Here is a 26,125-nt window from a genome sequence, read left to right on the forward strand (position 1 = left end):
AGGAGGATTTATCATGTCAACAGAAAAAACAGTGCTCTCAAGTTTTGACACATGGAAGAAGTTTTTGGGTGACCGCGTGAAGCAAGCAGAAAAGATGGGGATGAATGAAGAAACCATCAACAAACTTGCATACGAAATCGGTGACTTTCTGGATGAGAAAGTGGATCCAGCGAACCATTCCAACCGGGCATTGAAAGAAATATGGGATGTCGGCGATGCAGAAGAGCGTCGTACGATTGCGCGCCTGATGGTCAAACTGGCCAAACAAAACGCATAAGCTGCACCGATGGAAAGCTCCCGCAAGGGGGCTTTTCTCTAATGATTACAAACGGATTACAGAGCTGTTCTTGTAATTCATTTTCATTTTATATATCATTAACGTGACCCATTTTTAGAAGATGTCTCAGATTGCCGTCCAGTGGATGCGTTCTGTTGCTGTCGAATAATGTGGAATAATGCTTTACGGGGTGTTGAAATGGAATCTAAACAATGGTACATGGAATATAAAATACATAAGAACAGACCCGGTCTGCTAGGGGATATTGCCTCTATGCTGGGGATGCTTGAAGTGAATATATTGACCATCAACGGTGTCGAGGGCAAAACCCGGGGCATGCTGCTGGAATCGGATGATGATGAGAAGATTCGTCTGCTGGGTGAAATGCTTGGCAAAGTGAACAGTATAACGGTTTCTGCTTTGCGTCAACCAAAGCTGGTAGATATTTTGGCTGTTCGGCATGGTCGCTATATTGACCGTGATTCGGACGACCGCAAGACGTTTCGTTTCACACGGGACGAACTTGGGTTACTTGTGGACTTTTTGGGTGAAGTATTTAAAAGGGAAGGCAATCAGGTTATCGGACTGCGGGGGATGCCGCGTGTCGGCAAAACGGAATCCATAATTGCGGGCAGCGTATGTGCGATGAAACGCTGGACGTTTGTTTCTTCCACTTTACTTCGTCAAACCATAAGGAGCCAACTATCGGAGGACGAATTGAACCCAAACAATGTATTTATCATTGATGGGATTGTCAGTACCATTCGTTCAAGTGAACGGCATTATAATTTGTTACAGGATATTATGACGATGCCTAGCACCAAAGTCATTGAACATCCGGACATTTTTGTCCAGGAGTCCGAATATGATTTTAACGATTTTGACATTATTATCGAACTTCGCAACAATCCAAATGAAGAAATTATTTATGATACGTTTACGGGCAGCTACACCGACGAACTGTAACGCTCCGTACGGAATCATGGAATACACAAGCAACAAGCAACAACTTAAGAGATAAACATAAGGAGGAGATGGCATGTCTGAACTGGGTCAGCAGTTAAGAGAGGCCCGGCTGCAAAAAGGGATGAGTCTTGACGATGTACAGGAAATGACTAAAATTCGCAAGAGGTATTTGGAGGCCATAGAAGCAGGAGACTATAAAGTGCTGCCTGGCAGCTTCTATGTGCGTGCTTTTATCAAAACCTATGCGGAAACGGTGGGACTGAATCCTGATGAGCTGCTGGAGGGACATAAAAAAGATGTACCTGCAGAGGAAACGGAAGCAACAATGGAACCGGTTATTCAGAAGCGTTCAAGTCGTCCGGTTGAACGCAGTAACCGTTGGATGTCCGTTGCATTAATGTGGACATTTCCGATTTTAATTCTTGTGCTGTTGTATGTGTATGTCGTGATGAACAAGGATGATTCGGATACACAAGGGCTGGATGAGACCAAGATTACAGACAGCCAGCAGCAACCTCAGGATAAACCGGATAAGCCTGTAGATAATGGCCAGGCTTCTAATCCTCCAGCTGATGAATCAGGAAGCGGGCAAACCAATGAAGGTAAGGCCGGCGGTAACGGTGGCGGAACTACAGATGGACAGACAGAAGGACAGACAGATGGGCAGACGGACGGACAAACGGACGGGGGAACGCCGGATGAGAATGAAGATAACCCGACGGATAACCAAACAGAAAACCCGTCATCTGCTGTAACCGTCGCTGAAGACGGGAAATCAGGCAACATTACGAACTTTAAAGTGAACGGCAGTGCGGGTAAGCCTGTAACGGTTACGATTAAAGCAACAGGAAATAGCTGGCTGGAAGTATATAAAGGCGAAAACTCTAGCGGAGAGAAGTTGGAGTATGGCAATACCGCTGACGGTGACAGCTATACGTTTGAATTGGACAGTACAGGAATGTACATTAAGTCCGGTTACGCTGCAGCGACCACCATTGAGGTTGGTGGTCAGGTCGTAACAGATGGGAAGGCGACGAACCGAATCCGTTTAAAACTTGGGGATGACACGGGAAGTACGGCTACTTCCACTGGACTTGAAGGCAATACTAGTAATAGCACAGAAGGATCAACCGACGGCTCCACCACTGGAGGCGAATAACCAAGTCGACTGCGGGAGACAATAATTTTGTCTTAACTTGCAGTCAACTTTTGGTGAAGTGAGGTGGATGGCTGTGACAGTCAGCTGGATCGTAACAGGTTTAGGGATCATTGTCAGCCTCCTGGGTTATTACTTGACCCCATCTGCCTGGGGCTACGGAATTTTGGGCTTTGGGCTTGCGCATATCCTTCTGGGTGTGCTCGATATGTTTAGACAACCCAATCGCAGCCGTTATTAGAAAGGCAGTTGTATGACGAGCATTTTTGGCAACCACTTGAAGTGGCGCCAAAAATGCTTTTTATTTTGAAATACCTCGTAAAATTAGACTTTTACTTGACCTATCCTCTATAATGTTACAGTACATACGATTAACTGAAAGGGTGACTGGTTTTGAGTTCAGAAAATTCATTTGATATCGTGTCCAAAATGGACTTGCAGGAACTGACAAATGCCGTTACACAAACGGAAAAGGAAATTGGCACGCGTTATGACTTCAAGGGCAGCAAGAGCAGTCTGAAACTGGATAAGGATGCGTTAACGATCGTATCTGATGATGAGACCAAACTCAAGGCTGTCATTGACGTACTGCAATCCAAAATGGCTAAACGGGGTTTACCTTTAAAAAATATTGATTACGCTAAAGTAGAACCGGCTTCTTCGGGTACAGTCCGCCAGCGTTTGAATTTCAAACAGGGGATTGATCAGGATGTCGCCAAAAAAATCAATATTCTGATTCGCGACTCCAAGTTGAAAGTGAAAAGTCAGATTCAGGGTGACCAGCTCCGGGTAACAGGTAAAAGTAAAAATGATTTGCAAGCAGTCATGCAGCTGTTAAACGGTGCGAATCTGCCACTGGATTTGCAATATACAAATTTCAAATAATATAGCTTTTTGCAGCTCGTTTGTTTTTTTGACACTGCAATTGGCGTATATTATACTAAGTGTGCATTGCTGGCAGATAAGCATCAAAGCCCAGTCATCATCGTTTGCTGACTTTGTGAAAAGCAGTACATTTTCTGGAAGTCACCGGAACGTTTTAAACGGGTTTTGCGTTTGAGCGGTTGACTTTATTTTTTGCGTTTTTACATAGTGAGGGCACTGTAGTGCTGATTGACAGCGAAAATTGTAAATTCCTGTTCCGGATGATGAATACGGGATTAAGATGAATGTTTGGAGTATTGGAGGATAAGAGGGAGGGCGTCTTGTGAATTTACCCAACCGGATTACGCTTGCACGAATTTGCTTAATCCCTTTTTTAATGGTGTTCCTGCTCGTTGATTTTCCGTTTTATCCAGAACCGTTGCAATTGGGAAGTTTCTCGCTTCCATATAATCAAATGATTGCGGCTGTTATTTTTATCATTGCAGCCAGTACGGATGGAATTGATGGGTATCTGGCACGGAAAAATAATATGGTCACCAACCTGGGGAAATTGCTTGATCCGCTGGCTGACAAGCTGTTGGTTACGGCGGTGCTGATTTCACTTGTAGAAATGGGCAAGTTGGATTCCTGGATTGCTGTCGTAATTATAAGTCGTGAGTTTGCGGTTACCGGATTGCGTCAGATTGCACTTTTAGATGGGTCGGTTGTCGCGGCAAGTGCCTGGGGCAAGTTGAAGACTGTCGTGCAAATTGTAGCTATTGTGCTGCTATTACTGAATAATTTCCCGTTCTCATTCACGGGTGTTCACGTAGACGTTATTGCCGTTTGGGCTGCAGCGATTATTACCATCTGGTCAGGCATTGATTACTTTATCAAAAACAAAAATTTGCTCCATATATCAAAAGCGTAACTGTTTGAGGTAAAAATGGGTAATCATGAAGGAATCATTTGCACAAAGGGCAATAGGAAAACATCCTATTGCCCTTTGATCACTCACCATGAACAGGAGGATGTTGAATGAAGGCAGAAATCATTGCAGTTGGCACAGAGCTGCTGCTTGGACAAATTGTGAATACCAATGCCAGATATCTATCCCGTGAGTTGGCTGCGATCGGGATTGATGTATATTTCCAAACGGTGGTTGGTGATAATCTGAATCGACTTAGTGAAGCCATTCGCATCGCTCAGGGACGTGCAGACGTCATTTTATTTTCCGGGGGCATCGGTCCTACACAGGATGATCTGACCAAGGATGCAATCGCGGAGGTTTTGAACCGGAAGCTGCATATAGATCGAATGGCCATGGACAAAATTGAGAGCTTCTTCCGAGACCGCAACGTGGACATGACAGAAAATAATCGTCGTCAGGCGATCGTTATAGAGGGCGGAACACCGCTGGCGAACGAAACAGGTCTTGCCGCAGGTAATGCGATATCTGACAATGGCAAACATTATGTGGTAATGCCTGGCCCACCGAAAGAGCTCATTCCCATGTTTGAGCAGGAAGTCAAACCATGGTTGTTCCAGCATGTACTTACAGAAGAAATGCCGATCTATTCAAAAATGCTGAAGTTTGCAGGGATTGGCGAGTCAGCATTGGAAGACCGTCTCCTTGATCTCATTGATACACAGACAGACCCTACGATTGCCCCCTATGCAAGTGAGGGAGAAGTTACGGTACGGGTATCCACCAAGGCTCCGAGTGAGAGTGAGGCCAAGCTGAAGCTGGATGCCATGGAAGTTCAGATTCGGGAACGATTGCCAGAACATCTCTACGCGAACGAGGATGTGCCTATAGAGTACACTATTGTAACCATGATGTCTGATATGGGTCTGACTCTTAGCGCGGCGGAGAGCTGCACAGGAGGGCTTGTCATGCAGAGCCTGACTTCAGTTCCTGGCAGTGCCTCCATGCTTAAGGGCGGAATTGTATGTTATTCCAATGAGATCAAGGAAAAGTTGCTCCATGTGCCGCATGACTATCTGGAAGGTGAAGATGCACCTGGCGCAGTAAGCCCGGAAGTTGCCAAAGTGCTTGCAGAGCAAATCCGCATGATCGGGGATGCAGATTTTGGTCTGTCTGTTACAGGTGTCGCTGGGCCGGGGTATTCGGAACGGAAACCGCCAGGACTTGTTTTTATTGCGCTCGCTGAACGTGGAAAAGAAACAGAAATTCATGAACTGCGCATTAATGGAAATCGGGAGACGGTTCGCATCCGTTCAGCAAAAGCGATTCTCTACCGTTTGTGGCGTAAACTTGTGGAAAGGGACTAAAGCACCCCGGATTGCATTTGCGGGTGGAAGCAAGTATACTTAAAAAAGACGGAAGAACCGTAGAATCAGGCTTTAGAGCCTTGTTTACGGTTCTTTTTTCTGTTTATTGGAAAGTTTCCCTGAGGAAGAGGCGCCTCGGCCTTCACAAAAAAAAACGAATGTATGTTCGAAAAAAAGCTTGGCAAACGTGTAAAAACAAGGTATCATTATCTTATAAACAGTAAAGGGTGTGAGCTTATTGTCAGACCGTCGTGCCGCGCTTGATATGGCGCTCCGTCAAATAGAGAAGCAATTTGGTAAAGGATCCATCATGAAACTGGGTGAGTCGACTCACATGAATGTGGAAATTATACCCAGCGGTTCCTTGGCTTTGGATATTGCATTAGGAACAGGCGGCTTGCCTAAAGGCCGTATTGTTGAAATATATGGACCTGAATCCTCTGGTAAAACAACTGTAGCATTGCATGCGATTGCTGAAGTACAACGAGTGGGTGGACAAGCTGCATTTATTGATGCCGAGCACGCTCTTGACCCACAATATGCAAGTAAACTTGGGGTTAACATTGACGAATTGCTTCTGTCTCAGCCAGATACGGGTGAGCAAGGGCTTGAAATTGCAGAAGCTCTTGTACGTAGTGGCGCTGTGGATATTGTCGTTATTGACTCTGTGGCTGCACTGGTACCAAAAGCAGAAATTGAAGGTGAGATGGGTGATTCCCATGTCGGTTTGCAAGCGCGTTTGATGTCTCAAGCGTTACGTAAGTTGTCTGGGGCAATCAGCAAATCCAAAACAATTGCGATCTTTATCAACCAACTTCGTGAAAAAGTCGGTGTAATGTTTGGTAACCCAGAGACGACACCTGGGGGTCGTGCCCTGAAATTTTACTCCACGGTACGTCTGGATGTACGCCGTATTGAGAGTATCAAATCAGGAAATGACATGATTGGTAACCGTACACGTATTAAAGTCGTGAAAAACAAAGTTGCACCTCCGTTTAAACAAGCGGAAGTGGATATCATGTACGGTGAAGGCATTTCGAGAGAAGGCAGTATCATTGACATTGGTACAGAGCTGGATATCGTTAATAAAAGTGGTGCTTGGTACTCCTACGAAGGCGAGCGTTTAGGCCAAGGCCGTGAGAATGCGAAGCAGTTCATGAAAGAGCATAAAGAGATTGCTGAAATCATTGAACAAAAAATTCGTGAAGCCAGCAACCTGACAACTGCTGTTCCTGCGCCAACGACTGAAGATCAACAAAAAGAAGCGGCAGAAGAACAAGAATTATTTGAAATTAACGAGTAACCCTCTGGACTCCGAAGCTTGTTTAATTGAGCCTGGCTTGATCTAGCTGCTAAGGTAACCGGTATGTACTCGCGCTGTCCAACAGCCTCTGTCCGAATGGGCAGGGGCTGTTGGCACGCTTATTATTAGTGAAAGGCCGGACACTGTTTCCGGCCTTTTGTATTAGCCGGATGTCTTCTGTCAGATACATTAAGCGTACTTTAGTGAAGCCGCTTGGTCTCAAGCAAGATGTGCTATGTTTATTATTTTAAGAAGTCTTTTGTTTGGCTGTGTGCTTTGAGAAGGACATGCAGTCCAGCACCAAGCGATGTGGAAGGGGAGAACTGAATGGATCAACATGATGAGGATTTATATGAAGAAGCAGAGTTTGAGGGAATCTCTCAATTCCCGGATAACGAAGAACTTACCATCACACGGGTTGAACGTACAAAGAGCAGAGAAGCTCGTTACCGAATTACTTTTGGTTTATATTCAATCACGGTTCTTGAAGATGTGATGATTAAATACAGGATGACCCGAGGCAATACGTTTATGAAGAAGGACTTGGAAGATATCATTGTAGCTGACGAGCGTCAACGGACGTATGTGCAGTCTTTGCGATATCTTGAACATAAACCACGCACACGCCACGAATTAAGTCAGAAGCTTCGTCAGAAGGAGTTTGCTGCACCTTTGATTGAAGAGGCGCTGGATCGGCTTGAGAGGGAGGATTTGGTCGATGATGAACAGTTCGCGAAGGAATGGACCAGACAGCGTATGGAGGGCCAGCGGAAGGGAAAACTGTGGATAAGGCAAGAGCTGCGTCAAAAGGGCATTGCCAGTGAGCTCATTGCGGAAGCGTTGGAAGGTGTAAGTGCGGATGCGGAATTTGAGACTGCTTTGACCGCAGGACGCAAAAAATGGAATCAGGTCAAAGGAGATATCAAGGAAAAGAAACGTAAAACGCTTCCCTTCTTGATGCGGCGGGGTTTTTCCATGGATATGGTGCGCCGGGTCGTGAATTGTTTAATTGAAGAAGACGAGGCGGGGGACCCCGAAGATGACGAAGCTTTGTTATGGGATTAGCAGAGAGGACTCTCTATACTGCATTCTCTTGACAATTTCTTTCGTCAAATACTAAAATGGACATGAGTCTGTAAGAAATGGACAACCCTTTTTCCTTCCAAAAAAGCGGTTTCTGTTTTTAAAGATTTATACCATTCATGATTATGGGTTCGCTGGAAACGGTGAATAGTACATGGAAGCATGTACATGTGAAATGAGAATCGGCGGGGGATCGCCGTGAGTATTCGTTATTCCCACACATATGTAAGGTTTGAAAACCGCAAATTGACCCAAGGAGTGCCTTGGAGGAACCAACGAGGAGGTGAACAGTATGGACATCGTAATCACGATCGTTCTCGTTGTGGCCGCGCTCGTTATTGGGTTCGGAGTAGGGTATTTTATTCGCAAATCTCTTGCAGAGGCTAAAATCTCCAGTGCGGAACAAGCTGCCGTGCAAATCGTGGAGAACGCGAAGAAAGAGGCAGAAGCACTGAAGAAAGAAACGGTGCTGGAAGCGAAGGATGAAATTCATCGCATTCGCGCCGAAGCTGAAAAAGACACTCGTGAACGTCGGAACGAAATTCAACGACAAGAAAGACGATTGTTGCAAAAAGAAGAGTCGCTGGATAAAAAATTGGAATCACTCGAACGTAAAGAAGAGCAAGTGGCTAACAAAGAGAAACGAATTGATGAGACACAGCAGCAGATCGAGATGATCTACAAAAACCAGGTGACGGAACTGGAGCGCATATCCAACCTCACCATGGAAGATGCACGCAGTATCATACTGTCCAACGTAGAACAGGAAGTTCGTCATGAGACGGCTCAAATGATCAAGGACATTGAACAGCAAGCGAAGGAAGAGGCGGACAAAAAGTCCCGCGAGATTATTACACTCGCCATCCAACGCTGTGCGGCTGATCACGTGGCGGAGACAACGGTATCCGTTGTTACTTTGCCAAATGAAGAAATGAAAGGCCGGATTATCGGTCGTGAAGGACGTAACATCCGTGCGCTTGAAACCCTTACCGGGATTGACCTCATTATCGATGATACGCCAGAAGCTGTTATTCTGTCGGGCTTTGACCCGATTCGCCGTGAAATCGCCCGTACTGCCCTCGAAAAACTGGTGGCTGATGGACGTATTCACCCGGCACGGATTGAAGAGATGGTCGAGAAATCCCGCAAAGAAGTGGATGAGCGTATCCGTGAATACGGTGAGCAAGCTACCTTTGAAGTGGGCGTGCATGGTCTGCATCCGGACTTGATTAAAATTCTGGGCCGGTTGAAGTTCCGTACAAGCTATGGTCAAAACGTCTTGAAACATTCGATGGAAGTCGCTTATCTGGCTGGATTGATGGCTGGCGAACTCGGCGAAGACGTAACCCTGGCAAGACGTGCAGGTCTATTGCATGACATCGGTAAAGCGCTGGATCACGAAGTGGAAGGATCACACGTCGAAATCGGCGTGGAACTGGCGAAGAAATACAAAGAACATCCGGTTGTAATCAACAGTATCGCGTCCCATCACGGGGATTGCGAAGCGACTTCGGTTATTGCCATGTTGGTCGGCGCAGCAGATGCGCTTTCCGCAGCAAGACCAGGCGCACGCCGCGAAACACTGGAAACGTATATCAAACGACTGGAGAAGCTGGAAGAAATTTCAGAATCGTTCGAAGGTGTAGAGAAATCGTACGCCATTCAGGCCGGACGCGAAGTGCGCGTTATGGTACAACCTGAGAAAATCGACGATGCTGAAGCATTCCGCCTCGCCCGTGACATCACGAAGATGATCGAGAATGAACTTGATTATCCGGGTCACATTAAGGTCACCGTCATCCGGGAAACCCGTGCGGTTGAATACGCAAAATAGAGCATTACGGAAAAGTGGCCGCAGTAGCGGGCCACTTTTCCTGTTGATAGCCTGTATAAGGTATGTCCATAACAAAAACATCTTGAACATGTGATAGAGGTCCTGCGAAGCTGTGGATGCTTTGAAGAAGGCTGCTTGGTAGGGATTAAGGAGGCAGTAACAATGAAAGTTTTGTTTATTGGTGATATTGTGGGTAACGTGGGGCGCAAGGCATTAAAGGAAAACCTTCCCTATCTCAAAACGAAGTATAAGCCGCATGTGGTCATTGTAAATGGTGAAAATGCAGCAGCAGGCCGAGGAATTACTGGCGCAATAGCGAATGAGTTTTTCAACTGGGGTGTGCATGGGATCACCCTTGGTAACCATACCTGGGACAATAAGGACATATTTGATTTCATAGATGATGAACCACGCATGATTCGTCCTGCGAACTTTCCGCCAGGAACACCAGGCCGAGGATACACAGTAGTCAAAGGTGAAGGCAAGGAGCTGGCGATTGTTAATTTGCAAGGACGGACGTTCCTGCCTGCTTTGGATTGTCCATTCCGCGTTGCCGATGAAATTGTGGACGAGCTCCGTCAAGACCATAAATGCATTCTGGTCGACATGCATGCTGAAGCAACGTCAGAGAAGATCGCCATGGGCTGGCATCTGGATGGACGTGCTTCGCTGGTCGTAGGTACACATACACATGTGCAGAGCAACGATGATCGTATTTTGCCAGGAGGAACGGCTTATTTAACCGATGCGGGCATGGTAGGGCCGCGTGACGGCATATTGGGCATGGAGCGTGAAGCTGTGCTGCGGAAATTCTACACTCAGCTTCCAGTACGGTTTGTTGTTGACGATGGCAAGTGGCATTTCCACGGTGTTTTTGTGGAGATTGATGAAGCCACAGGCGCTGCAACACGCATAGAGAAAATTCGTCTCATGGAGGATGAGTGGCGCATGGAATAGGGGTATTGTCCCATTTTGCTGGGAAACCCGACTAAAAAGAAGGAATTTTTTTGCCTCCCGCGAATAACATCTAGTAAGTGGAAACAAACATTCAACATTCCCAGGGAGGTACTTACCATGGAAGTATTAAAAGTTTCAGCAAAGTCCAATCCCAATTCCGTAGCCGGCGCTCTTGCAGGTGTTCTTCGTGAACGTGGAAATGCTGAACTGCAGGCAATTGGAGCGGGAGCACTGAACCAAGCCATTAAAGCGGTAGCGATAGCCCGGGGATTTGTAGCACCAAGCGGAGTTGACTTGATTTGTATTCCAGCTTTTACAGACATTGTGATCGACGGCGAGGACCGAACGGCCATTAAGCTGATTGTGGAGCCCAGATAATACATGCACTTATGCATTGAACCTGTTTACGAAGTAGACAGGTTTTTTTGCGTTTTATTGCATAACATAACGTGTAGAAGGAGAGATTGTGATGCACAACTGGCGTGTAGCCGATTTTCATTGTGATGCTTTAAGTAAAATGCTGATGGACCCTGCGCTTCCTTTTGAACATGCACCAAAGCTGGATGTGAACCTGGAACGCATGAGAGAAGGCGGCCTTGGTTTACAGGCCTTTGCGATCTATTTGCCTGAGGTGCTGGGCAGAGGCAAGTTTGAACATGTGATGGGGCAGTTGGATATCTACCGCAAGCGAGTTCAGGTAAGCAAAGATCGCTCTGAAGGCATACATACCCTATTATGGCGGGAACAGCTCACACAGGTGGGGCAGTTGGACCAAACATGGGGACTGCTTACACTGGAAGGGGTCGATGGACTGGAAGGTAATCTATTTTATCTTGAGTTGTGTTATCAAATGGGGGTACGGATCGTTGGGCTTACCTGGAACTATGCCAATTGGGCAGCCGATGGAGTGCTCGAAAAACGCGGGGCTGGACTGACGGAAAAAGGCAGGGAACTGGTTCACCTGTGTAACCAAATCGGCATGCTGCTGGATGTTTCGCATCTCACCGAAAAGGGATTTTGGGAACTGGCCGATCTGAGCGAGCGTCCTTTTATCGCTTCGCATTCCAACAGTTATACGGTTTGTCCCCATGTGCGCAATCTGAAGGATGATCAGATTCGAGCCATTATTGCCCGGGATGGGCGTATCGGATTAACTTTTGTACCCTGGTTTGTAAAACAGGAAGGTGAAGTCCATATTGAAGATCTGTTGCCACATATTGAGCAGGTTTGCTCCCTGGGTGGGGAGCGGCATCTGATGATGGGTTCTGATTTTGACGGAATATCTACGTATATTCAAGGTCTCGAACATACAGGACATTACCCGCGACTTATGGACTCGTTGCTTAAATATTATGACGAGCATCTGGTAAGAGGATGGATGTGGGATAATGCGATGAGTTATCTGGGGCAGCACTTGCCGGAGAGCCATCCGAGTATGACATTCAAATAGCAGCAGGCTCAAGTCTACCCATTCCAGGCGAATGAACCAATTGAAGGAAAATGTTGTATGGAAAATAAGTGTATTTCATGAATTTTCAACAGTTCGTTTTCATTTCACTCCAAAAAGGGGTATAATACCATAGGATTGTTAAGAGCCTGGCTGCAGGCCATAGATAAACAAGGAGTGAAATTCGCGATGAGTAAAACAGTATCTGTGGGCGTATCTGCCCGTCACATTCATGTATCCCAAGAACACGTTGAAATTTTGTTTGGTAAAGGCTATGAATTAACCGAGTTTAAACCTCTGTCCCAACCAGGACAATATGCCGCTAACGAAACAGTAGCGGTCATTGGTTCGAAAGGGCAGTTTGATAAAGTGCGTATTCTTGGACCGGTTCGTCCGGAAACACAACTGGAAATCTCGATGACAGACTCTTTCGCCATTGGTGTTAAGGCACCTGTACGTGAGTCTGGGAGCATCGAAGGTACTCCAGGTATTACGATTAAAGGACCAGCTGGTGAAGTCACCATTGATAAAGGTGTAATCGTTGCTGCCCGTCACATCCACTTCCATACTTCCGATGCTGCTAAATGGGGTATTGAGGATAAACAAATGCTGAAAGTACGCCTGGGCGGAGATCGTGGTCTCGTACTGGAAAATGTATTGGCTCGTGTATCGGATTCCTTTGCACTGGACATGCATATTGATACAGATGAAGCTAATGCAGCTGGCGCTCGTAACGGCGATACTGCTGAAATCATCGACTAATGACGTGAAACAGTCATCAGCCGTGATCCTGGCGGGTTGATTGAATGAACTTATAAACCTGAGTAGATCCTCAATGTCGATTGACTCGACCTGGGGGGATGCTCAGGTTTTGTGTATTTCGGGATATTGAGCAGACCTGCTTCAGATTTTGGAATCGACGAAGGACAGCGGCTTTGGATGTGGAACTACAGCCCAATTCATGTTATAATTTGCTGTAATGCTCTTTTGATGTATAAAGCGTGCAAATCATGCGAAACAAGATGAAATAACGATTTTTTATTAATAGAGGCTGTAAGGAGTGACCGAAGGAAATGGCTAAAGACTCAAAAAAGGATTACTCCCAATATTTTGATTTCTCCGATGCCAAAGTAATTTCGCAAGATGAATTCAGCAAAAAGATAAGAATCCGGGGCCGGGAGATTAATATCAAGTCGGAACCCAATCATCGTCAGGAGAAACAACGGGGCAAGGAAGACGTCCAGGTACTTTACGAAACAGCCGTTCCCGATGAACTGAAAAACGTGGGGAAAGGTAAACACTATATCGTATATACGTATGGATGCCAGATGAACGAGCATGATTCGGAGACGATCAAAGGGTTGCTTGAATCGATGGGGTATCAGGCTACCGAGGATCGCAAAGAAGCAGATATCATTCTGTTAAACACATGTGCGATTCGTGAAAATGCGGAAGATAAAGTGTTTGGTGAGCTGGGTCATCTGAAAACCCTGAAAACCGAACGTCCAGGCTTATTGCTGGGTGTGTGTGGTTGTATGTCGCAGGAAGAAGGTGTCGTGAACCGGATCATGCAGAAGCATGGCTTTGTGGATATGATTTTTGGTACACACAACGTACATCGATTGCCACATCTGATTCAGGAAGCGCTGTTCAGTAAGGAAATGGTTGTTGAGGTATGGTCCAAGGAAGGCGACATCATTGAGAACCTGCCGAAAAAACGTGAGGGCATGCGCGGCTGGGTGAACATTATGTATGGTTGCGACAAGTTCTGTACATATTGCATCGTTCCGTTCACAAGGGGAAAAGAGCGCAGTCGTCGTCCGGAGGATGTCATTGCTGAAGTTCGTGAGCTGGCCAGACAAGGATTTAAGGAAATTACATTGCTCGGTCAGAATGTGAATGCCTATGGCAAAGACTTCACGGATCTGAAGTACAGCTTCGGTGACCTGATGGATGATATTCGCAAAATCGATATTCCACGGGTTCGGTTTACAACCAGTCATCCACGTGACTTCGATGATCATCTGATTGAAGTACTTGCCAAGGGTGGAAACCTGGTGGAACACATTCATCTCCCCGTGCAGTCGGGCAGCACAGAAGTACTAAAACGTATGAGCCGCAAGTACAGTCGGGAACACTATTTGAAGCTTGCTGACAAAATTAAAAAGGCAATTCCAGATGTCGTGTTAACCACTGATATAATCGTTGGTTTCCCGGGTGAGACGGAAGAACAGTTTGAAGATACGCTGTCACTGGTCAGGGAAGTCGGCTACGACTTTGCTTATACATTCATCTATTCTCCGCGTGAAGGCACCCCTGCTGCGGTGATGGAGGACAATGTGCCGATGGACGTGAAGAAAGAACGTTTGAAACGCCTGAACGAGACAATTAACGCATACAGCCATAGCAGCAATGAAAAGCAGCGCGGCAAGGTTGTTGAAGTGCTTGTCGAAGGCGAAAGCAAACGGAATTCCAATGTTCTGGCGGGGCGTACACGCAGCAACAAGCTGGTGCATTTTGAAGGACCTAAAGAATTGATCGGTACTTTTGTACATGTAGAAATCACCGATCCAATGACTTTCTATATTCGTGGTAATCTGCTCTCAGAGCCAGTAGCCGCCAATCAGTAATACACAAACCTAATAAGATGGATTTGGATTTTAGATATCAGGGTTTGGATGGCGTAAGCGAACGTAGCGAAGGAGACGGAATCGATTCTGTAGAAGCGATAGCGTTCGCCTTTGTCTCCGAATTTTAACCTTGAATCATTTCAATCAGGAAAATTTGGAGACAACAGCGATCGAAAGAACGATCCGTAACCGCAGCGGTCATGGAGCCGTCGTCCGTCTGGAATATCATTCGTCCAGTCCATCTTATATCATCTCATAGAATGGAGCGATTTCGAGTGGCGCAGGAAGAAGTGCAGTACAACCATTATGGAATGCCTACCTACGATACGCGCAATCTGGTCATACGCGACGACATTATGGGAAAAGCCAAAGAATTGGCTGAAATGCTTGGAACGAGTGAGGAAGTGAAACAGTTCCAACAGGCGGAATCCAAAATTCGTGATCATGAACGCATCCAGCAATTAATTGCAACGATCAAGAAAAAGCAAAAAGAAATCGTTGCTTTTGAAAGCTTCAAAAATGCCGAGATGGTCAGCAAAATTGAACAAGAAATTGAAGATCTGCAGGACGAGTTGGACAGCATTCCACTGGTTACGGAATTCCAGCAAAGTCAAAGTGATATCAATTATTTGCTCCAGCTTGTGATCTCTGTAATTCGGGATACTGTCTCCGAGAAAGTAAATGTGGAGGCAGGTACGGATTCACCTCCGACCAGTTGCGGGTAAAATGAACGGAAGGGTGCGGACGCAGTCCGCGCCCTTTTTGCTCATATCCGAAAAGGTGAAGCTTCGGAATATTACCTTCGGATACGATAAAGAAACCGTACGTAGCTTCAATCAGGAAATGGCCCGAAAACCTTGAGGATTCGCTCGTATGGCAGGCTCCACATTGTGGGGTTATTTGGTGTGGTAGTCCTTTCATCACAACTTTGCTGGATAAGACCTCGTCCGTAAGAGCAGGCTTAATATAATAATAAGGCACTTTAGATCACCTACAAAAGGACCAATGCTGGGAAAATTATCATCAACAACATACATCAAGGCTTTATACTTAAAGTGCACTAAAGGGGAAATCAATAATGAGTATCTTGGACAAAATGGTTGCAGATGGAAACGGGAGATTTTGGGGTTTTCTCGGTTGTCGTTTTATAAAAGGCGACGGAAAAGAAGTACAGATCGCACTGACAGCGGAGGAACACCACACCAACTCCATGGGAATTATTCATGGCGGTGTGCTAACATCTCTGATGGATCAGGCGATGGGTATGGTGGCTACAGCAGCAATGGAAGTAGACAGTTGTGTGACGACCAATCTGAATGTACATTTTCTCGCACCCATGAAGCAAGGTGAGTTAACCGTGAAGTCAACGATCCTGCATCAGGCGGGACGTAGTGTAACTGCACAATCCGAGGTACGCGATGCATCTGGCACGCTAGGGTGCATGGCAACAGCTACCTTCCGTATAGCACGAGTAAAAAAGGAAAGTACAGAATCCAAAGGTTGACAAAAGATATTATTCTGTCATAATGAAAATATCAAAATGAGAATAGTCGGTGGTGCCCATGAGCGAAAACTACGAACAATTCAATGCTGAAAGCGATGAGCAGGCAGCACGTGCCTATAGTTCCAAGAAATATCGTACGCCCGATGGTGTTCCCGCGGATATCGTCATGTTCACCTTGACCAAGCGGGAGCGCAAGACGGTGACCAAGACCCTCCCCATACGGGAGCTGAAGGTAATGCTGATCAAACGCAAAGGTTGGCCTTTTGCGGGAAGATGGGCTCTGCCAGGTGGTTTTTGTCAGGAAAATGAATCCATCTATGGTGCTGCAAAGCGCGAATTGATGGAGGAGACAGGTGTGGACGGTGGGCATCTGGAGTATTTGAATGTATATAGTCAGCCTGGGCGTGACCCCAGAGGATGGATTATCTCACATGCGTTTTTTGCACTGGTAGAGGAATGGATGCTGGAACACCGTCAGGCGGCGGATGATGCCGAGGATGTTGGATTGTTTACGATTCAGGAAGCCTTGCAGGAGCTCGAGCTTGCCTTTGATCACCGCACGATTATAGAAGATGCGTATCGGCGCATTCAGCAGCAAATGCTGGAAACGACGATTGCAAGACAGTTCCTGCCTCGTGATTTTACTCTAAGCGAGTTATACCAAGTGATTCAGAGTGTTGTCCCTGACTTTGAAGAACCGAATTTCATTCGGAAGATTACTTCAACACGCAGCCGCAAAGGCATTGTGGAAGAGGTTCGGGATGAGGAGGGCAATCTGCTAAGCTCCAATCAGTACTCACAGCGTCCGGCTCAGCTTTACCGTTTCACGGAGCTGGTCCCTCGTCTATCCATCTACACGTAATGCGCAAGCGAATCATGATGGAGTGAATCAGTATCAACCTTATTCTCAAAAGGGAGTGTGGACGATGAAAGCACTGATTGTCATTGATTTTACACGTGATTTTGTGACAGGTTCGTTGCCAGTAGGTCAGCCTGCTGTAGAGATTGAAGAGACGATTGCAGCGATAACGGAAGCTTATTGCAATAACAAGCATGAAGTGATTATGGCAGTGGATTTGCATGAAGAGAGTGATCCTTATCACCCGGAAACAGCTCTTTTTCCGCCCCATAACATCAGGGATACTGAAGGAAGGCAGCTTTATGGGCGCCTGGCTCGGGTTATGGAAGAACGGGAAGCGCAAATTCGCTGGATGGATAAAACAAGATACAGCGCATTCTGCGGCACAGATCTGGAGCTGCGACTGCGTGAACGTGGAATAACAGACATTGCACTGATCGGTGTATGTACGGATATTTGCGTACTGCATACAGCAGTGGATGCTTATAATAAAGGTTTTCACATTACGGTATATGAAGATGCGGTAGCAAGCTTTAATCAAGCGGGGCATGAGTGGGCGTTAGGGCACTTTCGTTCCAGTCTTGGGGCTCAGGTGATTAAAGCGAGCGATACCGTTCTCACAGGCTTGAACCTGTAAACGAACCTGTGATCATATCCTGCTCAATGAGTGTTATGTTGCTGGGTAATATGGTGAATAGGATAAATCGGAGACTTATGCAATGGTATGTTTACCAGAAATAGATCATGAGCGATGAGTCTCCACATGTTGACCCGTGTCTGCAGGCTGGACCTGCGGGCACAAGCGGAAGTCAGAGAGGATGAGACAAATGCAGACGACTAGCCTGGCTTTACATACGGATAAATATCAAATCAATATGATGTACGCCCACTGGGTGAATGGAACTCACAAGCGGAAAGCGGTGTTTGAAGCCTATTTCCGTAAGCTTCCTTTTGGCAACGGATATGCTGTATTTGCCGGTTTGGAGCGGATTGTGAATTACATCAGCCAGCTTCGTTTCACGATGGAGGACATCAAATATTTATCCAAACAAGAGGAAAATTACGATCCGGTCTTTCTTGAAGAGTTGCTCCAGTTTTCATTTCAGGGGACAATTCACTCCATGAAGGAAGGGGCAGTTGTTTTTCCTGACGAACCGCTCATTCGGGTAGAAGGCTCCATTATGGAGACACAACTGGTGGAGACGGCGATACTTAACTTCATGAATTATCAGACGTTAATTGCAACGAAAGCATCGCGAATCAAACAGGTGGCGAGTCAGGACACGTTACTTGAATTTGGAACAAGACGGGCACAGGAAGCGGATGCGGCCATTTGGGGCGCACGTGCTTCGTATGTGGCAGGATTCCATGCAACGTCCAATATGCTGGCTGGAGAGCGGTTTGGAATTCCGACAGCAGGGACACATGCCCATTCATGGGTGCAGAGCTTTATGAGTGAGCAAGAGGCATTTGACGTCTATGCCAAAGTGCTGCCAGATCAAGTGACACTATTGGTGGATACCTTTGATACATTGAACAGTGGTGTTCCCCATGCAATCAAAACGGCCAAGAAGCTTGAAAGCCAAGGCAAAAAGATGAATGCTATTCGGTTGGATAGCGGAGACCTTGCATATCTGTCCATTCAAGCCCGGCAGATGCTGGACGATGCGGGACTGGACTACGTCAAGATTGTAGCTTCCAACGACCTGGATGAAAATACGATTTTCAACCTCAAGGCGCAAGGGGCTCGCATTGATATATGGGGCGTAGGCACGCAGCTAATTACCGCTTCCGACCAACCCTCTTTGGGTGGCGTGTACAAATTGGTGGAGCGCGAAGTGGACGGGGTTATGCTGCCTACGATCAAAATTTCGGCCAATCCCGAAAAAGTATCCACACCTGGCAAAAAAGAAGTCTTCCGGATTATTGATCCGAAACATGGCAAGGCGATTGCAGATTACATCTGTTATCCAGGAGAAGAGCAGCCGCTACAAGGCGGGCCGCTCAAGCTGTTCAACCCGCTACACCCTTATCTGAAGAAGACGGTGACCCGCTATGAAGCAGTGAACATGCTGGAACCGATCTTTGTGAACGGGCGCAAAGTGTATGAACTGCCTACCCTGGATGAAATTCGCAGTTATCATCTTGAGCAGATGGATCTGTTTTGGCCGGAATACCAGCGTAAACTCAATCCGGAGATTTACCGTGTAAATATCAGCCCTGCAGCGTGGAATATGAAGCAGAAGCTCATTGCTGAACATGTGCAATCTACCGAAGATTAATGAAATAAAAGGGGCATAACCGGGAAGCAAACATACCGTGTTATGCCTTTTTGCTTCTCTTCTCTTTGCTGCCTATGTTGTCCAGGACGACCGACTGTGTGTGAAACATCATGGACAGATCGCCTGTGCAGCGCGGTATACTGAACCTTCAACAGCAGTGAATCACAGAGGGATGAAACCATTATTTCTCGGGAAAGCGCAGGAGTCGCCAAATCCCGCATCTTTCAGCGTTTCTTTTTCGACATGATCCATTTCGGATACTGTTTCAAGTGCACCTTGCCCGGGGATGAAAGGAAGAAGAGGGTGCAAGCATGAGATGGATTATAACCCTAATCTGGGTCGTCTTTATTGCGTATGCCTGGTTCTGGGTACCGGGAAAACCTCTTGGAAGTGATCCTGTGTTTAAAGAGCTGCTTACACTGCGAACAATTCATCAGATGAATGGAAATATGTAAAATATTAATAAGGAGAGGATATCAAATGGAAAATACGTTTCCTGCCTATGTCGTGCGTAAAGAAGAACAGGGTGGCGTGAAGGCCGCTATGGAGCAGTTAAAGAAAGAGGATCTGCCTAACGGTGACGTAACCGTACAGGTTCAATATTCAAGTGTGAATTATAAAGACGGTCTCGCTTCCATAGAAAAGGGCGGTGTCGTTCGAGAGTATCCGATCGTTCCGGGGATCGATCTTGCAGGAATTGTAGAGGAATCCGTGAGTGGGCGATTTGCACCGGGGGATCGAGTCATCAGCACAGGCTTCGAGCCAGGCGTATCTCATTTTGGTGGATATAGTCAATATGCGCGTCTGCGCAGCGAATGGCTCGTCCCTCTGCCGCATGGACTCAGTGAGAAGGAAGCGATGGCGATCGGAACGGCAGGTTTCACAGCAGCCCTTTCGGTAGATGCTTTGCTTCGGGCTGGAGTGACTCCGGAGATGGGCAACATTCTGGTTACAGGAGCAACCGGAGGCGTAGGCAGTATGGCGGTAGCTATTCTGGCGAAGCTGGGTTTTGAAGTAACGGCTAGTACGGGGAAAAAGGATCGACAGGAGCAGCTGCTTCGAGATCTGGGCGCCTCACATGTCATTTCACGCGAAGAAGCGGATGCACCAGCCAATGGTGCAATGGGGAAACAGCTCTGGGCTGGCGTTATTGATCCGGCAGCAGGCCCGGCACTGGCCGAACGTCTGAAACAGATCCAATACGGAGGTGCTGTCGCTGTATCAGGCTTAACCGGGGGACCTTCGTTTGAGTCCACAGTATTTCCGTTTATTTTGCGGGGCATTCAATTGATCGGGATTGATTCAGTCTATTGCCCGATGGAACAGCGGGAACGGATATGGAAGCTGCTTGGCGGCGAATGGAAGCCGGATCGGGCATTGCAACTCGGGATTCAGGAAATTTCATGGGCACAACTGCCCCAGACACTGGAAACGATCCTCAAGGGCGGTGCTGTAGGTCGTACTGTAGTCAATACGATGTCGGGAACGTCTGCCGAATAAGATTCTTTTCTCCAAGACATGCTAACTCTACCTGAGAGTGTCACGGTGTATGTGGCAGGAAAGGAAGGATGAGTATGCGTGTTAACGAAAAAGGATTGCACTATAGATTTGGACGTGTGAAGCCTGTACGGGTCAGTTTAATTATGACGCTGTGTGTATTATCCCTCGTAGCTTGTTCAGCATCATCTATTGAGCAGGAGCGGAAAATATATACAAGAGAAGCGACAGATGAAGGCATGGATCGGGCAAAGAGCCAAGGCCACGGGTTAAACGGTCCACTGATTCAGGAGCTGGATGACGGTTTTGCTGCAAAAGGCATCAAGTTGATGAACAATATGTCTGCAGATGATGGTGAAGGCGGAATCTCGTATATGTATCTGTTGAATGGAAGTGGCAGACATATTGTCAGAGTCCATATTTTTAGTGATGTCCCTACACGAGTAACCCGTATGAACGAAATGTATGGTAATGGTGGCGATGAGGCTGTGATGGAAAATGGACTTGGCAAAACAACGATTCGCAGTAAAGCTTATGTATCTCTGGTGTATACGGCTTCAGGGGGAGAGAAGGACGACTACGAAGAGGACGTCATGCAGGTATTCCAGCATGTGCTTGAGCAATTGAAGTAATGGACTCGCCTCACATAAATCCGAAAAACCCGTCTGTCATTCAGACGGGTTTATATATTTCTCGCATCACATGCCTCAGTTCTGGCAAAATGAGTTTTTCCATGGCCAGCTTGACAGCTCCCTTGGAGCCTGGCATGGAGAATACGGCTGTACGTCCGATCGTTCCGGCTACCGCCCGGCTAAGAATCGCAGCAGAGCCAATGTCCTCGGTATAACTGAGGAAGCGGAAGATTTCACCAAAGCCTGGCAGCTCCTTATCGAGTAGTGAAGACACTGCTTCGTATGTCGTATCACGGGGGGCAATTCCCGTCCCGCCGCTGAGCAGCACGGCTTCGATATCGTCACGAACCGCTGCGTCTTGCAGGATACTTTGAATGGTTTCGGTCTCATCCGGTGTAATGATATATTCGATGATCTGGTAGCCTGATTCAGTGAGCAGCTTATGCATAAGCTGTCCGCTTGTATCGGTGTCTTTGGTGCGGGTATCCGATACGGTTACAATCATGCAGGATACCGTGTCAGGGGCTTCCTGACGATGTTGCTCCACTGAATTGGTCATATGACATCCTCCTACAATCAACATGTCCTCATAGCATAGACCATTCAGTGGAATGAGGCAATGGACGTACCAATAGAAGGTCAGGATTGCGCAACGAATGCAGGATAGTGTACACTCGCTAGGATAGAGATAGACCCGTTCTATGGATAAACAGAGAGGTGAACTATGATGAGTGAATTAAAAGTAAATGAATCATCCATACCTGTATATATATTGTCAGGCTTTCTCGGCAGTGGCAAAACGACACTGCTTGTTCAACTGATTGAACACTGGCAGCAGCAAGGTCTCCGGCCCGCAGTGGTCATGAATGAATTGGGCGAAGTGAATCTGGATGGTCAGATTGTGGATGCTTCCGTGCCAATGACGGAAATGTTAGGGGGGTGCATCTGCTGTACCGTGCGCGGTGACTTGGGGTTGCAGCTTGCGGATCTTGTGCAAGAGGAATCGCCTGATGTCATCGTCATCGAAGCAACGGGAGCGGCGAACCCGATGGAGATTCTGGATGCAGTAACGGAAACTTCCCTCTACATGCGATTGGAGCTGAAAAGCCTGATTACCGTGGTGGATGCCGCACATCTGTCAGGGCTGTACCAGGAGCAGAAGGGACAAACCTTCAAGCTGATGCAGGAACAGATTCGCTGTGCGTCTGTACTTCTCCTAAACAAAACGGATCGTGTGAATGAGCAGCAATTGGCGGATCTGAGGGACTTGTTGGCACGATGGAATGGTTTTGCTACCGTAATGCCTACGGTGAAGTGTGAAGTCGACATGGATGTGCTGCTTCGTAGCGGAGACAATGTCCATGCTTATCAATCTGTTGAGGGTACGATTAAACACGAGGATAAGGAACATCACGTGCACTCCGAAGCTTGTGCAGAGCATGGATGCAGCCATAATCATGTCGATCCCCATCCCCATGCTTCTCATGAGCATGTCATGGTGTATACGCACTATTTCACCCAGCCGGTGAACAGTGAGGCCTTTGAGCGTTTAATAGCTGAGTTACCACGCGACGTGTACCGGGCAAAAGGAATTTTATCCTTTAGCGATACGTCCAGTCGGTTCTGGTTCCAATATGCCTATCGGGAATCGGATTATATGAAGATCACGCCTCAGGGGGATGTGCCTAACGTAGCTGTGTTTATCGGTGAGCATTTCGATCAGTCGGTCATTCGCAACCAATTGCTGGAATTAGAGGCGATAAATCAGGCTTAATGATTCAAGGTTCCTCCAGACGGGGTATTAAGAAGCATAGCAAACTTAGTCTGGGAGGTAACTTTAGATGACACAACAACAATATCAACAATGTATCGATGCTTGCCTGGAGTGTATGAATGCTTGCAACGTATGTTACATATCGAGTCTGAAGGAATATGATCTGGCTATGCTGCGTGATTGCATTCGTTTGGATCGGGAATGTGCAGAAATCTGCAGTTTTGCTGCTCAAGCCATGACACGAGGAAGTGATTTCATCGCCGAAATTTGCGAACTGTGTGTAAAAGCATGTGAAGCTTGTGGCGCCGAGTGTGGCAAACATGAACATGATCACTGCCAGGCTTGTGCAGAAGCTTGCCGCAAATGTGCAGAGGCTTGCCGCTTGATGGCCGCAGTAGCGTAAATATAACTCCATTGAAATGAAAAATAAAAAGCCTAGGTAATCTACAAAGATGCCAGGCTAATCCCTTCACAGAAGACAACGTAATAAGACATCTGATAAGATGTACTTCAGCGTTGACTGCTGGAGGGGATTTTTTGGATTCAGCATAGTAACGTTCTTCACCATCAGCAGTCGAGAACTTCCATTACCAGCAGGTCCTCCATTGGGAAATGCATGTAACAGGTTGCCAAAGCAGAGCTGGATCTGTATAATGATGGCAATGAATTGAAACGATGAATATCCGTGATCGGGAGAGTAGCCAGAATCCATGCATGACAGCGAGCCGGGGCAGGTGGAAGCCGGTATGACATGACCTGAGTGAAGCGCACCCGTGAGATGGTTGTCCGAAGACATGCGTACATCTGTGAAAAGGTGCAGAGCATGGACTGTAGGGCGATCCGGCAGGCGGCCGTTAATCGCACCGAGCGGAGCAGGCTGTGAATGTGCTTTGATGTGCATTTATAATCTGCTCACCAAGAGTGGTACCGCGGGAACTGTTAAATCAGCTCTCGTCTCTGAATATAGAGACGAGAGCTTTTTTGTTTTTGTATTATGACTAATACGATAATGACTAGGAGTGTTCAACATGTGGATGAATCAGGCAGCAGCGCATATTGCTCCCTTAACGGGATCGGAACAAGACGAGGTGTTGAGATTATTGGAGATTCCGCCACAGGCGGAGATGGGAGATGCGGCGTTCCCCTGCTTTGTACTGGCCAAGTCGTTGAAAAAAGCACCCGCGATCATCGCCGCGGATATCGCAGCCGAATTACAGACTGTTGGGCTGGATGCATCACCAGCAGGACCCTATGTGAATATACGTTTCAATCGGGCAGATCTGGCGCCGAAGCTGCTGCAAGAACTGGAACATAAAGAATTTGGGAAGCTGCAACTGGGTGCGGGTTCACGTGTAGTGATCGACATGTCGTCACCCAACATTGCCAAGCCATTCGGAATCGGCCATCTGCGCTCCACCGTGATTGGGGCAGCACTGTATCGATTATATAACGAGGCAGGCTATACTTCGGTCAGTGTGAATCATCTGGGGGATTGGGGAACACAGTTCGGCAAGCAGATAGCAGCCTACAAACGTTGGGGGAATGATGAAGCACTAAAGGCTGAGCCGATTCGTACATCATTGGAGCTGTATGTGCGTTTTCACGATGAGGCGGAGAATGATCCATCTTTGGAGATCGAGGCACGGGATTGGTTCCGCAAACTGGAGCAAGGGGATGAAGAGGCACAGCGATTATGGGCGTTTTTTGTAGAAGTGAGCATGAAAGAATTCGACCGGATGTATGAGCGTCTGAATGTACAGTTTGACCATACGCTGGGTGAGAGCTTTTATAATGACAAGATGGGTGCTGTGGTTGAAGAACTAAAGGGAAAAGGATTGCTGGAAGAGAGTGAAGGCGCATTGGTGGTACGATTGGAGGATGAAAATATGCCACCTTGCCTGATTATCAAAAAGGATGGAACAACCATCTATCCAACACGGGATTTGGCAACAGCCGTTTATCGTCATGATGTAATGAAGGCGGATAAAATGCTGTACGTGGTCGGAGGGGAGCAGAAGCTTCATTTCCGTCAGGTATTTGCGGTATTATCCCGGATGGGGTATGCGTGGTCTGAGAATTGTGAACATATTCCGTTTGGTTTAATGCGTTTCGAAGGACGGAAGATGTCTACCCGCCGGGGGAAAGTCGTCTTTTTACAGGAGGTACTGGACGAGGCGGTTGCTCGGGCATTCCAGATTATTCAGGAGAAGAATCCAAATCTGCCGAATTCGCAGGAGGTTGCGGAAGCGGTTGGTGTAGGTGCGATTGTATTCGGTGATCTGCGCAATAACCGGTTGAACGACGTCGATTTCTCGCTTGAAGATGCGGTGAGCTTTGAAGGGGAGACAGGACCTTATGTGCAATACACCCATGCCCGGATTAACAGTGTGCTTGCGAAGGCAGCAGAGGCAGGGTATTTGAAAAATGAAAATCAATTGGACCAAGACCATATTAGTAGTATCAATGCTGCGGCCAACACAGAGAACAAACCGATCATGGTCGGTGACACTTCATGGGCATTGCTGAAACTGCTCGCGGATTATCCGCAGCATCTGGAAAAAGCAATTCATCGCAATGAGCCTTCAGTCATTGCCAAATATGCGATAGATGTTGCCCAAGCGTTCAACCGCTTCTATCATGCGGAACGGATTGCAGATGCGCCGGCTGACGTAAAACCCTTCCGGGTGGCGTTAACAGAACGTACCGCAGAGCGTCTTGCCTACAGCCTTTATTTACTTGGCGTTCAGGCTCCTGAACGGATGTGA

Annotated in this window: 28 protein-coding genes; 27 read left to right on the forward strand and 1 reads right to left on the reverse strand. The window is 47.1% G+C overall.

The genetic code is table 11. From position 1 onward, the window contains the following. Positions 1-13 precede the first annotated feature (13 nt). From PPA03S_RS21900 to PPA03S_RS22000, 24 genes are all read left to right on the forward strand, one after another. Positions 14-277, forward strand: coding sequence for a DUF3243 domain-containing protein (locus PPA03S_RS21900; RefSeq protein WP_062326107.1), 264 nt, complete (start codon positions 14-16; stop codon positions 275-277). 198 nt (positions 278-475) lie between these two features. After that, on the forward strand, positions 476-1,243 hold the full coding sequence (locus PPA03S_RS21905) for a DUF3388 domain-containing protein (protein ID WP_062326108.1): 768 nt from the start codon (positions 476-478) through the stop codon (positions 1,241-1,243). A 73-nt stretch (positions 1,244-1,316) separates the two neighbouring features. Then, positions 1,317-2,402 carry a helix-turn-helix domain-containing protein gene (locus PPA03S_RS21910; protein ID WP_062326109.1) on the forward strand — a complete coding sequence of 362 codons (1,086 nt, stop codon included), beginning with the start codon at positions 1,317-1,319 and terminating at the stop codon, positions 2,400-2,402. Between the two features lie 73 nt (positions 2,403-2,475). Continuing rightward, positions 2,476-2,640 (forward strand): hypothetical protein, encoded by a 165-nt coding sequence (locus tag PPA03S_RS33400; RefSeq protein WP_167666083.1) that lies wholly within the window; start codon positions 2,476-2,478, stop codon positions 2,638-2,640. A gap of 152 nt (positions 2,641-2,792) precedes the next feature. Beyond that, positions 2,793-3,284, forward strand: coding sequence for a YajQ family cyclic di-GMP-binding protein (locus tag PPA03S_RS21915; RefSeq protein WP_062326110.1), 492 nt, complete (start codon positions 2,793-2,795; stop codon positions 3,282-3,284). A gap of 322 nt (positions 3,285-3,606) precedes the next feature. Then, positions 3,607-4,194, forward strand: a complete 588-nt coding sequence (gene pgsA / locus PPA03S_RS21920; RefSeq protein ID WP_062326111.1) for a CDP-diacylglycerol--glycerol-3-phosphate 3-phosphatidyltransferase — start codon at positions 3,607-3,609, stop codon at positions 4,192-4,194. Between the two features lie 107 nt (positions 4,195-4,301). Then, positions 4,302-5,558: a competence/damage-inducible protein A gene (locus PPA03S_RS21925; RefSeq protein ID WP_062326112.1), complete on the forward strand. Its 1,257-nt coding sequence runs from the start codon at positions 4,302-4,304 to the stop codon at positions 5,556-5,558. Between the two features lie 238 nt (positions 5,559-5,796). Then, positions 5,797-6,861: a recombinase RecA gene (recA, locus tag PPA03S_RS21930; RefSeq protein ID WP_062326113.1), complete on the forward strand. Its 1,065-nt coding sequence runs from the start codon at positions 5,797-5,799 to the stop codon at positions 6,859-6,861. 327 nt (positions 6,862-7,188) lie between these two features. Continuing rightward, positions 7,189-7,926 (forward strand): regulatory protein RecX, encoded by a 738-nt coding sequence (locus tag PPA03S_RS21935; protein WP_062326114.1) that lies wholly within the window; start codon positions 7,189-7,191, stop codon positions 7,924-7,926. A 310-nt stretch (positions 7,927-8,236) separates the two neighbouring features. Continuing rightward, the gene (rny, locus tag PPA03S_RS21940; RefSeq protein ID WP_062326115.1) at positions 8,237-9,778 is read left to right on the forward strand and encodes a ribonuclease Y; all 1,542 of its coding nucleotides are present in this window, start codon (positions 8,237-8,239) and stop codon (positions 9,776-9,778) included. A 162-nt stretch (positions 9,779-9,940) separates the two neighbouring features. Then, a complete protein-coding gene (locus PPA03S_RS21945; protein WP_024630289.1) occupies positions 9,941-10,735 on the forward strand; it encodes a TIGR00282 family metallophosphoesterase in 795 nt (264 codons plus the stop codon). A gap of 117 nt (positions 10,736-10,852) precedes the next feature. Beyond that, on the forward strand, positions 10,853-11,113 hold the full coding sequence (locus PPA03S_RS21950; RefSeq protein ID WP_019005392.1) for a stage V sporulation protein S: 261 nt from the start codon (positions 10,853-10,855) through the stop codon (positions 11,111-11,113). A 91-nt stretch (positions 11,114-11,204) separates the two neighbouring features. Then, complete coding sequence (locus PPA03S_RS21955; RefSeq protein ID WP_062326116.1) at positions 11,205-12,185, forward strand: dipeptidase; 981 nt, start codon at positions 11,205-11,207, stop codon at positions 12,183-12,185. Between the two features lie 186 nt (positions 12,186-12,371). Further along, positions 12,372-12,944, forward strand: a complete 573-nt coding sequence (gene pduL / locus PPA03S_RS21960) for a phosphate propanoyltransferase (protein WP_062326117.1) — start codon at positions 12,372-12,374, stop codon at positions 12,942-12,944. Positions 12,945-13,255: 311 nt separating this feature from the next. Further along, positions 13,256-14,812 (forward strand): tRNA (N6-isopentenyl adenosine(37)-C2)-methylthiotransferase MiaB, encoded by a 1,557-nt coding sequence (gene miaB, locus PPA03S_RS21965; RefSeq protein WP_062326118.1) that lies wholly within the window; start codon positions 13,256-13,258, stop codon positions 14,810-14,812. A 130-nt stretch (positions 14,813-14,942) separates the two neighbouring features. Continuing rightward, complete coding sequence (locus PPA03S_RS34285) at positions 14,943-15,071, forward strand: hypothetical protein (RefSeq protein ID WP_281189080.1); 129 nt, start codon at positions 14,943-14,945, stop codon at positions 15,069-15,071. A 1-nt stretch (position 15,072) separates the two neighbouring features. Beyond that, the gene (locus PPA03S_RS21970; protein ID WP_379378566.1) at positions 15,073-15,537 is read left to right on the forward strand and encodes a YlbF/YmcA family competence regulator; all 465 of its coding nucleotides are present in this window, start codon (positions 15,073-15,075) and stop codon (positions 15,535-15,537) included. 353 nt (positions 15,538-15,890) lie between these two features. After that, positions 15,891-16,316 carry a PaaI family thioesterase gene (locus PPA03S_RS21975; RefSeq protein ID WP_062326120.1) on the forward strand — a complete coding sequence of 142 codons (426 nt, stop codon included), beginning with the start codon at positions 15,891-15,893 and terminating at the stop codon, positions 16,314-16,316. A gap of 58 nt (positions 16,317-16,374) precedes the next feature. Then, positions 16,375-17,178 carry an NUDIX hydrolase gene (locus tag PPA03S_RS21980; protein WP_062326181.1) on the forward strand — a complete coding sequence of 268 codons (804 nt, stop codon included), beginning with the start codon at positions 16,375-16,377 and terminating at the stop codon, positions 17,176-17,178. Positions 17,179-17,242: 64 nt separating this feature from the next. Beyond that, positions 17,243-17,812: a cysteine hydrolase family protein gene (locus PPA03S_RS21985; RefSeq protein ID WP_062326121.1), complete on the forward strand. Its 570-nt coding sequence runs from the start codon at positions 17,243-17,245 to the stop codon at positions 17,810-17,812. Positions 17,813-18,002: 190 nt separating this feature from the next. After that, a complete protein-coding gene (locus PPA03S_RS21990) occupies positions 18,003-19,457 on the forward strand; it encodes a nicotinate phosphoribosyltransferase (protein ID WP_062326122.1) in 1,455 nt (484 codons plus the stop codon). 311 nt (positions 19,458-19,768) lie between these two features. Beyond that, positions 19,769-19,912 (forward strand): hypothetical protein, encoded by a 144-nt coding sequence (locus PPA03S_RS33010; protein ID WP_157284316.1) that lies wholly within the window; start codon positions 19,769-19,771, stop codon positions 19,910-19,912. A gap of 25 nt (positions 19,913-19,937) precedes the next feature. Continuing rightward, on the forward strand, positions 19,938-20,957 hold the full coding sequence (locus PPA03S_RS21995; protein ID WP_062326123.1) for an acrylyl-CoA reductase family protein: 1,020 nt from the start codon (positions 19,938-19,940) through the stop codon (positions 20,955-20,957). Between the two features lie 68 nt (positions 20,958-21,025). Beyond that, complete coding sequence (locus PPA03S_RS22000) at positions 21,026-21,586, forward strand: hypothetical protein (RefSeq protein ID WP_167666084.1); 561 nt, start codon at positions 21,026-21,028, stop codon at positions 21,584-21,586. A 40-nt stretch (positions 21,587-21,626) separates the two neighbouring features. Here PPA03S_RS22000 and PPA03S_RS22005 read toward each other — a convergent pair whose 3' ends face one another. Further along, positions 21,627-22,145, reverse strand: coding sequence for a MogA/MoaB family molybdenum cofactor biosynthesis protein (locus tag PPA03S_RS22005; protein ID WP_062326125.1), 519 nt, complete (start codon positions 22,143-22,145; stop codon positions 21,627-21,629). A 168-nt stretch (positions 22,146-22,313) separates the two neighbouring features. On the opposite strand from PPA03S_RS22005, the gene PPA03S_RS22010 reads away from it, so the two are divergent. From PPA03S_RS22010 to argS, 3 genes are all read left to right on the forward strand, one after another. After that, entirely contained in the window at positions 22,314-23,360 is a 1,047-nt protein-coding gene (locus tag PPA03S_RS22010; RefSeq protein WP_062326126.1) for a CobW family GTP-binding protein, read from the forward strand. A gap of 67 nt (positions 23,361-23,427) precedes the next feature. Then, complete coding sequence (locus PPA03S_RS22015) at positions 23,428-23,763, forward strand: four-helix bundle copper-binding protein (RefSeq protein WP_062326127.1); 336 nt, start codon at positions 23,428-23,430, stop codon at positions 23,761-23,763. 625 nt (positions 23,764-24,388) lie between these two features. Further along, positions 24,389-26,125: an arginine--tRNA ligase gene (gene argS / locus PPA03S_RS22025; RefSeq protein ID WP_062326129.1), complete on the forward strand. Its 1,737-nt coding sequence runs from the start codon at positions 24,389-24,391 to the stop codon at positions 26,123-26,125.

The sequence above is a fragment of the Paenibacillus pabuli NBRC 13638 genome (assembly GCF_001514495.1).
In the GTDB taxonomy this organism is placed as follows: domain Bacteria; phylum Bacillota; class Bacilli; order Paenibacillales; family Paenibacillaceae; genus Paenibacillus; species Paenibacillus pabuli.